Raw genomic sequence first — 11,933 nt, 5'->3', positions numbered from 1 at the left:
GACATGATGATTGCCTGTCTGCCCGTAAGCAGAACTACGATATATAACCCATAATTTGTGAAATAACGTCCTTGCTGTCCTCCGGCTGGCGGCAGATTATCAGAATGGTGTCGTCTCCTGAGATCGTACCCATAATTTGCGGCCAGTCAATATTATCGATCAGCGCAGCCACGGAATTGGCCGTTCCCGGCAGACATTTCATCACCACAAGATTCGCGGAATAGTCGATTTGCACAAAATTGTCCACCAGCACCCGCTTCAGCTTCTGGGTCGGGTTATAACGCTGGTCGGTGGGCAGGGAATACTTGTAACGCCCGTCATCCATCGGAACCTTGATCAGCAGCAGTTCCTTGATATCGCGGGATACGGTAGCCTGTGTTACTTGAAAACCCGATTCACGCAATGCCTCCACCAGATCATCCTGGGTTTCGATTTCCTTTTGCGAGATAATTTCTCTAATCTTGATATGCCTGTGTCCCTTCATTGTTGCCTCCCGTATTTATATAGTGCTTAACTGGATTCTCCGTCGTCCTTGCCGAAATTAATTACATGAATGTTGGAATTCACCGTATCCACATAGAGTACCCCGCTGCAATCCGGGTAGATCAGCAGATAGGGGAGGATGTGGTCCCGGAGTCCGCTGCCGGTGAATTCAAGCTCCTTGCGGGGGCGGGACAGGATGACCAGATAGTAATGCTCCTCATTCCTGCTGGCTACATAATCAATAAACAGCCTGCTGTACATCGGTGCCCCATTCACCTGAAAAGACAGCGGAATCTTCAGCTTGCCGCCGATGACCTCGTACCCCGCATCCTCCAGCAGAGCGATGGACGGATGGGACTGAATGACTTTGTTGAGCGGCACCCGGTCCTTCATGAAGGAACCCGGGGACCCCTGCAGCCAAATATAGATTCTATAAACGATAAAGACTGCCGCCGCCAGTCCCATAAGTGCCACTACAGCCTTGTCCGAGCTCGCCACTCCCATCACCTCGCTGAATCTATTCGCGTGCGGGCGGGTGAAATCCTGCTTCGGACTGACAATCTGCCGCTAATTTCCGGTTCGGGGAGACCAATAAATTCTTATATTAGGCAGCAAAAGAAACTCATCGCTTCGATGAGTTTCCTTGGCCCGCAGCGCTGAAGGTTGCATTCGCTTCCTTAATGACAGAGTCGGCAAGCGCGGCGAAATTATTCGGCTGTGCTTCAGCCGCAGAAGTCTGCTCCGCTGAAGGCTGCTCCGCAGCTTCTGCAGGCAGCAGCTTCCAGTGTGCCAGAAATTCGATATTACCTTCCCCGCCGGTAATGGGGGAATACGTTAGTCCTGCAAGCGTGTAGCCCAGCTCGGCTGCCATGGACAGTACGTTCACCAGCACCTCCCGGTGGACAGCCGGTTCGCGTACGACTCCAGACTTGCCCACCTTCTCGCGTCCAGCCTCGAACTGCGGCTTAATCAGCGCCGCGATATCAGCAGGACGGCTGAGCAGCGCCATAAGCGGCGGCAGGATGATTTTCAGTGAAATGAAGGAGACATCAATACTCGCAAAGTCTGGTACCGGTCCCTTCAAATCAGGCGGGGTCATGTAACGGAAGTTGGTCTGCTCCATTACAGTTACCCGGTCATCATTACGCAGGCTCCAGTCGAGCTGGTTATGTCCCACATCGATAGCGTACACATGGGCCGCGCCGTTCTGAAGTGCACAATCGGTGAAGCCTCCTGTAGAGGAGCCGATATCCAGCATGTTGCGGCCGGTCAGCTCGATGCCGAACTGCCGCAAGGCCTTCTCCAGCTTCAAGCCGCCGCGGCTGACATAGGGGTGCAGTGCTCCCTTGACTCTGAGGGCAGAGCTGCGGAGCACCTTCATCCCCGGCTTTTCAATCCGTTCTTCGTTCGCAAGCACAAGCCCCGCCATAATGGCAGCCTTGGCCTTCTCCCGGCTGTCGTAGAAGCCTTGCTCCACCAACAGCACATCAATTCGTTCCTTAGGGTGTTCCATGTTCATCTCCTGATCACTTCGGTCCGCCCTCCGCCCCTGTCTTACGAGGTGGAAGTTGACTTATAGGTATAAGTGCTAAGCCCCTTCATCGATCTTATGCGTGCGCACACGGCTTCAACGGTAAGGCCGGTTTCCTGGCGTTGCTCCTTAATCGACCCATGCTCGACGAAAATATCCGGCACTCCCATCAGGTGGACATGCGCATCATATATTTCATGCTCTGCAAAGAACTCCAGCACCGCACTGCCAAGGCTGCCGGCCTGGCTCGCTTCTTCCAGCACCACCATCCCTGTTCCGGCATGTGCCAGATCAAGCAGCATGGTGTTATCCAGCGGCTTCAGGAAGCGTGCATTCACCACACCGACCTGAATCCCTTCACGCTTCAGCACTTCAGCCGCCTCTTCAGCAACCTGAACCATCGGGCCGCAGGCAAGCACGGCATAATCCTCACCAGGACGCAGGCGTTCCCAGGTGCCGATAGGAAGACTGTGCAGCTCTGCATCCAGAGCCACACCGGTGCCGTTAATCCGCGGATAACGGTAAGCAATCGGTCCTTCATTATAGTCCAGCGCCGTCTTCATCATGTGGCGCAGCTCATTCTCATCCTTCGGCATCATAAGCACCATGTTCGGGATATGACGCATAAAAGCGATATCGTACACGCCCTGATGGGTCTCCCCGTCCGCGCCGACGAAGCCCGCACGGTCGATGGCGAACATAACATTGGCATTATGGCGGCAAATATCATGGACAATCTGATCATAAGCACGCTGCATGAAGGTGGAATAAACTGCATACACCGGCTTCATTCCTTCCATCGCCAGCGCCGCACACAGGGTGGCGGCATGCTGCTCAGCAATCCCGACGTCAATCATCCGGTCCGGGAATTCCTTGGCGAACGGGAAGAGCCCCGAGCCGCCCGGCATCGCCGGTGTGACGGCAATCAGTCTTTGATCCTGCCGTCCGAGCTCAATCAGCGTTTCCCCGAAAACTTCGGTATACATCGGGAGGCTGACCGCCTCCACGGCCTTAAGGGACTGGCTTGATTCAATTTTGTAGGGTGAGATTGCATGTGATTTATAGAAGTCAGTTTCAGCCGGTTTGTAGCCCTTGCCCTTCGTCGTCAGCACATGAACCAGCACAGGCCCTGATACATTATCTGCCTGATGGAAGGTGTCGATCATCTTCTCGAGATCATGACCGTCCACGGGTCCCAGATAGGTAAATCCGAGTTCTTCAAACAGAACACCGGGTACCAGCATGTTCTTCAAACCATCCTTCACATTCTGCGCAGTCTTCGCCAGACGGCCGCCGATGGCCGGAATTTTCTTCAACAGACCTTCGACCTCATCCTTAGCCCGCAGGTAATGGCGGTCCGAACGGATCTTACTTAAGTAGTTATGCATGGCTCCTACATTCGGCGCGATCGACATCTCATTATCATTCAGAATCACCATGAGCTTGCGGCGCTCATGGCCGATATGGTTCAGCGCTTCGAAGGCCATACCGCCGGTAAGGGCGCCGTCTCCGATCACCGCGATTACCTTATTGTCTTCCCCCTTGAGGTCACGGGCCATCGCCATGCCCATTGCGGCTGAGAGAGAGGTGCTGCTGTGTCCGGCTTCCCAGACATCATGCTCGCTCTCCGAACGCTTCACGAAGCCGCATAGTCCGCCCTGCTTGCGAAGTGTATCAAACCGATCTTGGCGGCCTGTCAGTATCTTGTGCACATAGGCCTGATGACCGACATCATATATCATCTTATCCCGGGGACTGTCATAACAGTAATGCAGGGCCAGCGTGAGCTCCACTACCCCGAGGTTAGATCCGAGATGCCCCCCTGTTACAGACAGCTTCTCGATCAGAAACTGACGAATTTCCTCCGCAAGTGCAGCCAATTCTCCGACTGAGTAAGACTTGAGTTGCTGAGGATCGTTTATTTGTGGAAGCAGCACGAGTATTCCCCGCTTTCCTAGATGTTGTAAAATATAAACCCCATTATAACACAAACGAAACGGCTGTCGAAACACAGCCGTTTGCGAAACTTCATTTAGTGGTCGCGTGACATCAAATATTCGGCAATTTCCAGCAGCCGGGACGGGTCGTTGAACCCGCCTTCCAGAATCGCATCTTGCGCTGCTGCGGTCAATTCCTTGACCTCTGCGCGCGAAGCCTCCAGGCCGATGAAATACGGATAGGTTACTTTTTGCTGCTTGATATCACTGCCGGTTTTTTTGCCCAGCTTGCTCTCATCGCCGATGAGGTCCAGAATATCATCCTGAATCTGGAAGGCCAGGCCAATCTGTGTGCCGAACCGGCGCAGAGCTTCCAGCTGTCCCTCATCCGCACCGGCGATTCTGCCGCCAGCAAGCAAGGAGAAGATCACCAGATCGCCAGTCTTGTGCAGATGAATGTACTGAAGCTGCTGCAGGTCGGTCATTCCCTGCTCGCCTTCCATATCGGCCACTTGGCCTCCGACCATCCCGCGCGGACCGGCCATCTCGGCCAGATCCTCCACGATGGACAGCACGCGCTCTGCCGGAACCCCATGCTTACGGGAGGCTTGTACCACACTGTAGAACGCATGAGTCAGCAGCGAATCCCCGGCCAGAATGGCCATGGCTTCCCCGAAGACCTTATGATTCGTCAGCTTGCCGCGCCGGTAGTCATCATTATCCATCGCCGGCAGATCGTCATGGATCAGGGAATAGGTATGGACCATTTCAATCGCTGCTGCCACTGGCAGCGCGGCTTCACGGCTGCCGCCCAGCGCTTCGCAGGCGGCGGTGACCAGCAGCGGCCGCAGGCGTTTGCCTCCGGCCTGCAGCGAGTATTCCATCGACTCCCTGAGCACTTGGGGAACGTCCCACTGCTCCGGTACGGTCCTGCTCAGAGCTGCGGTAACCCAGCGGCTGACATCTGCTATATACTGCTCCAGCGGTTCGCGGCCCTGCGCCGCTGCCGTACCGCCCGATGGCTCAAGCTCAGAATGACTCATCGCTATCGCCTTCCAGCCGGCTGCCGAACGGCTTCTTGCGCAGTTCGCCATCCTCCACGGTGATCATCTCAATCTTACGCTCCACCTGCTCCAGCTTGCTGCCGCATAGCTGCGAGAGCTTCATTCCCTGCTGGAATAAATCAATCGCCTTCTCCAGGGGAACGTCACCGTGTTCAAGCTCACGCACGATACCCTCCAGGCGCTCCATAGCTCCCTCAAAATCCAGTTCAGCTTCCTTCGCCATTCGCTGTGCCATCCTCCTTCATTCCCCATACGTGGCAGTTTAGTTGTCCGTCATTAAGCTTTATGTTGACCACATCGCCAAGCTCTACTTCCTTCAGCGATTTGATTAAATGCTGCTCCTTCTCGTCATACACGAGGCTGTAGCCCCGTGACATGACTTTAAGCGGGCTGAGCGCATCCAGATGGCGCAGCTCTGCCCCGAACCGCGCGCGCTTATCGGCAAGGCGCGCCTGCATGGCCGCCGTCAGCTCACGGGTGAGGCCATCCGTGCGCCGGCGGGCAGCGCTGACGCTGCTAAGCGGATGGAAGCGCTGCAGGCTCTGGTGCAGCAGCGCGCTGCGCCCCTGCGCGCGGCTGTGCCTTGCCTCTGCTGCGCGGAGCAGGGCCGCGCGCAGCATATCCAGCCGCTGCGCGTGCTGGGCCAGCTGCCGGCGGGGGCCGGCCAGCGCCAGCGAGCGCTGCAGTGCAGCGAGGCGTTCGCCGCCGCGCTGCGAGCGGCGCAGCAGCCCTTGGCGCAGCCGCTGCCGGGCCATGCGCAGCTGCCCGGCCAGCTCGGCTGCGCTCGGCACAGCGAGCTCCGCCGCTGCCGTAGGGGTGGCCGCCCGGAGATCGGCGGCGAAATCGGCGATCGTGAAGTCGGTCTCGTGGCCCACGGCCGAGATGACCGGAATCCCGGAGGCCGCAATCGCCCGCGCGACGGCCTCTTCATTGAAGGCCCACAGCTCCTCCAGGGAGCCGCCGCCGCGCCCGACAATCAGCACATCGGCCTCTCCCATGGCATTCAGGTTCTGTATGGCCTGTACAATGGACGGTCCAGCCCCCTTACCCTGCACTAGTACAGGGTGGAGTACAATCGCAACCTGCGGGTAGCGCCGCTGCAGGGTGATGATGATATCCCTCACAGCCGCTCCTGTCGGGGAGGTCACAACCCCGATGCAGCGCGGGAATTGCGGCAGCGGACGCTTGCGCTCCGCTGCGAACAGGCCCTCCTTCTCCAGCTTGCTCTTCAGCTGCTCGTAAGCCAGATACAGGCTGCCGATTCCGTCAGGCTGCATATGTGTCGCATAGAACTGGTATTGCCCGTCCCGTTCATATACAGTCACATTTCCCCTGGCGATTACCTTCGTGCCTTCCTTCGGCACGAAGGGCAGCCGCGAGTTATGCGAAGCGAACATGATGGCTTTGATCCGGCTGCTCTCATCCTTCAGCGTGAAGTACATATGCCCGCTTCCGTGATGGGTGAAATTCGAGATTTCACCGCGAATCCATACGTCGGACAGCAGCGCATCCGAATCCAGCTTCATACGGATATATTTGTTAAGCTCCTTGATGGAGTAGATCTGCCGCTCTGCCGTCATAAGTCCGGCCTACTTCAGGCCGCGGCGGCGTTTGGCGGCGATCAGTGTGTTGCTCATCAGCATGGTGATCGTCATCGGTCCTACGCCGCCCGGCACAGGCGTGATATGCCCAGCGACCTCCCGGGCACTCTCATAATCGACATCGCCGGCAAGCTTGCCGGTATCCAGGCGGTTCATGCCGACATCAATCACAATCGCACCCGGCTTCACGAACGAGGCGTCGATGAAGTTGGCCCGTCCAATCGCTACCACCAGGATATCGGCCTGACGGCTAAGCTCAGCCATATTCGCTGTGCGCGAGTGGCACATGGTTACAGTGGCATTCTCACGCTGTAACAGCAGGGATACAGGCTTGCCGACAATATTACTGCGGCCGATCACGACAGCATGCTTACCGGAGATCTCCGTACCGGTCCGCTTAATCAGTTCAATGACCCCGGCAGGCGTGCAGGGAAGCAGACTGTCATCCCCGATGACGAGATTCCCTACATTGACCGGGTGGAAGCCGTCCACATCCTTCTCTACAGAGATGGCGTCAATCACAGCCTTCTCTTCAATATGCTTCGGAAGCGGCAGCTGAACGAGGATGCCGTCAATATCGCTGCGGCCGTTCAGGTCCGCCACCAGTGCCAGCAGCTCCTGCTGGGTGGTAGCGGCATCCAGCCGGTGCACCTCGGAATGGAAGCCCAGTTCAATACAGGACTTCTCCTTGTTACGCACATAGACCTGGGAAGCCGGATCTTCACCGACCAGAACGACAGCCAGACCCGGCTTTACGCCGCGCTCCGCTAAGTCTGCAACCTCCCGGGCAATCCCGATCCGAATGTCGTCCGATACCTGTTTACCGCTGATAATCGCTGCTGTCATGTAAGTCTCTCCCCTATTGTCTATTGAAGGCTTATTAGCCTGTTACTGCCGCCTGCTGCTGAATCTGAATCGAATCTGAATCGAATTTAAATGGAAGCTGAACTACAGCTCAGCTCTAAGCGTGTCCACATCCTGAATCATTTTACCGAGGACACCATTCACGAATTTACCGGAATCTTCTGTGCCGAAATGCTTGGCCAGATCAATCGCCTCATTGACAGACACCTTGGCCGGCACATCGCTGGCGAAGATCATCTCGAAGGTAGCCAGACGCAGAATCTGACGGTCTACACGTGACAAGCGGCTCATCTGCCAGCCCTTAAGATAATGCTCCAGCATATCGTCAATCGCCATTTTGTGCTCCCACACGCCGTTGACATGCGTAACTACATAAGCCTTCAGTTCAATCTCATCGGTAATAACGCGCTCGGTTTCATTCTCATCTGCCGCTTCTTCAATCAGCATATCAACCGCTTCGGTAACCTCTACATCGTTCATTTCCATCTGGTACAGGCTTTGTACAATAATTTCTCTCGCTAAACGTCTCTTCATGTGTTCCTCCTACGAACTAGCCTCTTGTTTTGGTGTTACAGATTTCAACAATTACAACCGGACCAGCTTCTATCCTACATTTCCTCACATAAACGTCCGCATAGGCCGATTTAAGAGCATTTATACCCTTAATTTTCTCAAAAAGCCCACTCCGGGCCGATTCAGGTGTATTTATACCCTTAATTTTCTCAAAAAACCCACTCCGAGCCGATTCAGGTGTATTTATACCCTTAACTTTCTCAAAAAGCACACTCCGGGCATTTATACTGCCTTTTCAGCAAAAAACCGCGCAGCCTTTCTTCCGCAGGTCAGCAACTCAAAGTAACGGGTTCCAGGCTTCCGGGAGAAAGACTATCGCGGTTCATTTGAAGGGACGCCAGCGTCCGGACAGCCGCTCTGCGATCTCCTGCCATTGAAACAGGGGACCCTGCGCGGTATCCTTTCGTTTGCCGAACGTATATCCGATGAACACTACCAGTGCAAAGAACAGCATATCCCAAAAACCGCTAATCAGATAAATCAATCCGAGAAAGACACCGAAGGCAACTCCGGTAATTCTACCCCCGTGACTTTCCCATACTTCTCTCCAGGACATCAGGGAAACTCACCTCTATTCCACTCGACTTTTGAAGCTTGGTGCCTGTGTGAGGTTAGCAATGTATACAGACACATCTGCAACCGGAATTCCGGTTGTCTCCTGTACGAAATCATGCACCTGGCGCTGTACATCCGTAGTAAGCAGCGGCAGTGAATGCTCGCCGTCGACGACCGCCCGGATCATAATCTCAAGACCCGCCTGTGAGACACGGATGCGCGATTTCAGGTCGCGGATGCCCTTCACTTTGCCCGCAGCCTTCAGACTCAGGTTCTCAATGGTCTCCATTGAGATCTGAATATCCCCGTACTCTGTACGCTGATCCACAGACGGCAGGGAAGCGCGGTCGCGGCGCAGGGAGATGTAGAAGAAGCGGATGCTCAGCAGGAACAGAATGACCGCCACCGAGATCGCAGTGATATAGACCGCCGGTCCGTCCGAAATCTCATACTTGTCCGGAATGACACCGCTTAAGAGGAGGATGGCAGTTACAGATAGTATTCCAATGCTTAAGCTGTACAGGAACAGCAGAAGCCTGTCCAGAATTTTGGCCACGAGTCTCACAACCTCCTTAAATTAAGGTAAACCCTCGACGCACTGTCGGGGGTTTATGGAAGAACTGAACCCTTACTTCACGCGGATAACCGCATCCGTGTCCTCGCTCTTGTCAATGCTTGTATTGCTTTTGAACTGCACATCATGAATATGCACGTTCACTTCCACAACGGTCAGACCGGTCATGGTTTCGATGGAGCGCTTAACATTGCGCTGAATTTCAGCAGCCACTTCCGGAAGACGGTAGCCGTATTCGATAATTACGGACACATCCACCGCAGCCTCGCGCTGTCCAACCTCAACCTTAACCCCTTTGGACAGGTTCTTGCGTCCGAGAAGCTCCACGATTCCGCCGGCGAAACCGCCGCTCATTCCGGCCACACCTTTCACCTCAACGGTTGCCAAACCGGCGATAACCTCGATCACCTCTGGAGCGATCTGGATTTCACCGATTTCCGTACGTTCAAATTCTGTCGGCAATGTACTCATTTGGACTTCACACCTTTCCAGCAAAAAAAGTTGTAGGGGCACTTCAAGCGGGCAGTACACCTCTTATTAAACATACTATATCATTTGACGAACTTTATGACAAACCATGAGAAGCCGTCCTAAACTTCATACTCCTCAAGGAACTTGATATCGAAGTTCCCGTCCAAAAACACCGGATGCTCCAGCAGTCTCTGGTGGAATGAAATGGTGGTATGTATGCCTTCCACCGCAAATTCAGCCAGTGCACGCTTCATTTTGGCGACTGCCTCTTCCCGGGTCGGTGCCCAGACGATCAGCTTGGCAATCATGGAGTCATAAAAAGGTGAAATGGTATAGCCGGGGTACGCCGCGCTGTCCACCCGTACGCCGAGTCCGCCCGGAGGCAGATAGAAGCCGATTTTGCCGGGAGACGGCATGAAATTACGTTCAGGGTCCTCCGCATTGATCCGGCATTCGATCGACCAGCCGTTGATGACAATATCCTCTTGGGTGAAGGAGAGCGTATTGCCTTCCGCCACAGAGATCATTTCCTTGATCAGATCCACCCCGGTAACCATCTCTGTCACGGGATGCTCCACCTGGATACGGGTATTCATCTCCATGAAATAGAACTGGCCGTCAGGTCCAAGCAGGAATTCCAGCGTGCCCGCCCCCGAGTAATTAACCGCGAGCGCGGCCCGCACAGCGGCTTGGCCCATCGCTTCACGGGTCTCCGGTGTCAGGATGGAGCAAGGCGCTTCCTCCACCAGCTTCTGGCGGCGGCGCTGCACAGAGCAGTCACGTTCACCCAGATGGACTACGTTGCCGTGATTGTCGGCGATGATCTGAATCTCCACATGCTTCATGCCGGTCAGGAATTTCTCCAGATAGACCCCGGCATTGCCGAAGGCCTTCTGCGCCTCCTGCTGGGCAGCGGTAATCTGCTTCACCAGCGATTCCTCGTCCTCGGCGATGCGGATGCCCTTGCCTCCGCCGCCTGCTGTAGCCTTGACGATGATCGGATACCCGATATCCCGGCCCAGCATCACCGCTTCTTCTATGTCGCCGACAAGCCCGTCGGAGCCCGGAATAATCGGAACCCCCGCCTGCTTCATCGTCTCCTTGGCTACTGCCTTGTCGCCCATCCGCGTAATTGCATCCGGCGACGGGCCGATGAAGGTAATGTTACAGGATTCACAGATCTCGGCGAAATCCGCGTTCTCGGCCAGGAAGCCGTAGCCGGGGTGAATAGCATCGCATTCCGTCAGCGTGGCAACGCTCATAATATTAGTAAAGTTCAAATAGCTGTCCTTGGCGGGCATCGGTCCGATACAGTACGCCTCATCTGCAAGACGGACATGCAGGGAATCGCGGTCCGGCTCCGAATAGACAGCCACTGTGGCAATACCCAGCTCGCGGCAGGCCCGGATAATGCGGACCGCAATCTCGCCGCGGTTGGCAATCAACACTTTTTGAATGTTCATGCGTTTCCTCCCAAAGTTTAGCGAAGCTTGCAAGCTCCTCCTCATTCTCGCGGCAATTATTCCGCTCTCACCAGAAACAGCGGCTGGCCATATTCCACCAGTTGGCCGTTCTCAACCAGGACAGAGACAATCTCGCCCTTCACTTCGGCTTCCAGCTCATTCATCAGCTTCATTGCTTCAATGATGCAGACCGTGGATTTCTCATTTACCCGGTCCCCGACATTGACAAAGGAAGGCGTCTCCGGTGAAGCGGCACTATAGAAGGTCCCGACCATCGGCGAGACGATTTTATGTAATGCGCCTTCAGCGGAGGGTGCGGGCTGCTGCGCCGCAGCAGGAACTTCACTAACAGCCGGAGGGGCAATGATCTGCGGACTTTGCGGCTGCGGGGCTGGCGTAAAGGGGTAGGTATAAGGAGCCGCCTGAATTACTGTTCCTTCAGCTTCAGAGCGATCCGGTTTACGGATAGCCAGCTTCATACCTTCGCTTTCAATCTCCAGCTCGTGCACGGAGGAAGTCTGGTCCAGCAATTGAATCAATTCCTTAATCTCGCTTAACTTGAACATTGGGTAGTTCACTCCTTCAGCTTTCTCTCGAAGCCATTTTGGGACGCTGGCTGAGCAGGGTACGATATCCGTTCTGACAAGCATACCTGTAAGGCTGGGCTGCTCTGTTATTCTCTTGAATCGCTACCTGGTGTAACCGCTGCCTGCGTAATCTTCTTTTTGTATGCATCGATAACTTTATGTATTATATCACAAACGCTAGAAATGGAAAGAGCCTGGGACGCGCCCGGGCTCTTTCGGCATTTTATTCT

At 55.1% G+C, this 11,933-nt stretch carries 14 protein-coding genes; all 14 read right to left on the bottom strand.

Annotated elements, in window-relative coordinates; translation table 11 throughout:
* Window positions 1–34 precede the first annotated feature (34 nt).
* The 14 genes from ahrC to accB all read right to left on the bottom strand — a co-directional run bounded on the left by ahrC (window position 35) and on the right by accB (window position 11,682).
* Window positions 35–484, bottom strand: coding sequence for a transcriptional regulator AhrC/ArgR (gene ahrC, locus NSS64_RS07465; RefSeq protein ID WP_036698370.1), 450 nt, complete (start codon window positions 482–484; stop codon window positions 35–37).
* Window positions 485–510: 26 nt separating this feature from the next.
* Window positions 511–981, bottom strand: a complete 471-nt coding sequence (locus tag NSS64_RS07460; RefSeq protein WP_340993578.1) for a hypothetical protein — start codon at window positions 979–981, stop codon at window positions 511–513.
* Between the two features lie 124 nt (window positions 982–1,105).
* Window positions 1,106–1,996: a TlyA family RNA methyltransferase gene (locus NSS64_RS07455; protein WP_341139728.1), complete on the bottom strand. Its 891-nt coding sequence runs from the start codon at window positions 1,994–1,996 to the stop codon at window positions 1,106–1,108.
* Between the two features lie 41 nt (window positions 1,997–2,037).
* Entirely contained in the window at window positions 2,038–3,951 is a 1,914-nt protein-coding gene (gene dxs / locus NSS64_RS07450) for a 1-deoxy-D-xylulose-5-phosphate synthase (protein WP_341139727.1), read from the bottom strand.
* A gap of 95 nt (window positions 3,952–4,046) precedes the next feature.
* Window positions 4,047–4,994 (bottom strand): polyprenyl synthetase family protein, encoded by a 948-nt coding sequence (locus NSS64_RS07445; protein ID WP_341139726.1) that lies wholly within the window; start codon window positions 4,992–4,994, stop codon window positions 4,047–4,049.
* Complete coding sequence (gene xseB / locus NSS64_RS07440; protein ID WP_036698378.1) at window positions 4,981–5,238, bottom strand: exodeoxyribonuclease VII small subunit; 258 nt, start codon at window positions 5,236–5,238, stop codon at window positions 4,981–4,983. Before xseB ends, NSS64_RS07445 begins: the two co-directional genes overlap by 14 nt.
* Window positions 5,222–6,595, bottom strand: a complete 1,374-nt coding sequence (gene xseA / locus NSS64_RS07435) for an exodeoxyribonuclease VII large subunit (protein ID WP_341139725.1) — start codon at window positions 6,593–6,595, stop codon at window positions 5,222–5,224. The genes xseB and xseA overlap by 17 nt, the downstream gene beginning before the upstream one ends.
* A 9-nt stretch (window positions 6,596–6,604) precedes the next feature.
* Window positions 6,605–7,462 (bottom strand): bifunctional methylenetetrahydrofolate dehydrogenase/methenyltetrahydrofolate cyclohydrolase FolD, encoded by an 858-nt coding sequence (folD, locus tag NSS64_RS07430; RefSeq protein WP_341139724.1) that lies wholly within the window; start codon window positions 7,460–7,462, stop codon window positions 6,605–6,607.
* Window positions 7,463–7,564: 102 nt separating this feature from the next.
* The gene (gene nusB, locus NSS64_RS07425) at window positions 7,565–8,014 is read right to left on the bottom strand and encodes a transcription antitermination factor NusB (RefSeq protein ID WP_036698385.1); all 450 of its coding nucleotides are present in this window, start codon (window positions 8,012–8,014) and stop codon (window positions 7,565–7,567) included.
* Window positions 8,015–8,375: 361 nt separating this feature from the next.
* A complete protein-coding gene (locus tag NSS64_RS07420; RefSeq protein WP_036698387.1) occupies window positions 8,376–8,609 on the bottom strand; it encodes a DUF2273 domain-containing protein in 234 nt (77 codons plus the stop codon).
* A gap of 15 nt (window positions 8,610–8,624) precedes the next feature.
* Window positions 8,625–9,164: an alkaline shock response membrane anchor protein AmaP gene (gene amaP, locus NSS64_RS07415; protein ID WP_340939491.1), complete on the bottom strand. Its 540-nt coding sequence runs from the start codon at window positions 9,162–9,164 to the stop codon at window positions 8,625–8,627.
* A 72-nt stretch (window positions 9,165–9,236) separates the two neighbouring features.
* Window positions 9,237–9,653, bottom strand: coding sequence for an Asp23/Gls24 family envelope stress response protein (locus tag NSS64_RS07410; RefSeq protein WP_036698392.1), 417 nt, complete (start codon window positions 9,651–9,653; stop codon window positions 9,237–9,239).
* Between the two features lie 119 nt (window positions 9,654–9,772).
* A complete protein-coding gene (accC, locus tag NSS64_RS07405; RefSeq protein WP_340993582.1) occupies window positions 9,773–11,116 on the bottom strand; it encodes an acetyl-CoA carboxylase biotin carboxylase subunit in 1,344 nt (447 codons plus the stop codon).
* A 56-nt stretch (window positions 11,117–11,172) separates the two neighbouring features.
* On the bottom strand, window positions 11,173–11,682 hold the full coding sequence (gene accB, locus NSS64_RS07400) for an acetyl-CoA carboxylase biotin carboxyl carrier protein (RefSeq protein WP_340939489.1): 510 nt from the start codon (window positions 11,680–11,682) through the stop codon (window positions 11,173–11,175).
* Window positions 11,683–11,933: the final 251 nt, after the last annotated feature.

Origin of the sequence: Paenibacillus sp. FSL H8-0122 (genome assembly GCF_038005345.1) — a bacterium.
Lineage (GTDB): Bacteria > Bacillota > Bacilli > Paenibacillales > Paenibacillaceae > Paenibacillus_AQ.
This window is presented reverse-complemented; position numbering and strand designations above follow the sequence as displayed.

Coding starts and splice junctions, on each gene's coding strand:
- accB (WP_340939489.1), bottom strand. CDS start 11,682: ATGTTCAAGTTAAGCGAGATTAAGGAATTGATTCAATTGCTGGACCAG.
- NSS64_RS07455 (WP_341139728.1), bottom strand. CDS start 1,996: ATGGAACACCCTAAGGAACGAATTGATGTGCTGTTGGTGGAGCAAGGC.
- xseA (WP_341139725.1), bottom strand. CDS start 6,595: ATGACGGCAGAGCGGCAGATCTACTCCATCAAGGAGCTTAACAAATAT.
- xseB (WP_036698378.1), bottom strand. CDS start 5,238: ATGGCGAAGGAAGCTGAACTGGATTTTGAGGGAGCTATGGAGCGCCTG.
- accC (WP_340993582.1), bottom strand. CDS start 11,116: ATGAACATTCAAAAAGTGTTGATTGCCAACCGCGGCGAGATTGCGGTC.
- NSS64_RS07420 (WP_036698387.1), bottom strand. CDS start 8,609: ATGTCCTGGAGAGAAGTATGGGAAAGTCACGGGGGTAGAATTACCGGA.
- ahrC (WP_036698370.1), bottom strand. CDS start 484: ATGAAGGGACACAGGCATATCAAGATTAGAGAAATTATCTCGCAAAAG.
- NSS64_RS07410 (WP_036698392.1), bottom strand. CDS start 9,653: ATGAGTACATTGCCGACAGAATTTGAACGTACGGAAATCGGTGAAATC.
- NSS64_RS07445 (WP_341139726.1), bottom strand. CDS start 4,994: ATGAGTCATTCTGAGCTTGAGCCATCGGGCGGTACGGCAGCGGCGCAG.
- folD (WP_341139724.1), bottom strand. CDS start 7,462: ATGACAGCAGCGATTATCAGCGGTAAACAGGTATCGGACGACATTCGG.
- nusB (WP_036698385.1), bottom strand. CDS start 8,014: ATGAAGAGACGTTTAGCGAGAGAAATTATTGTACAAAGCCTGTACCAG.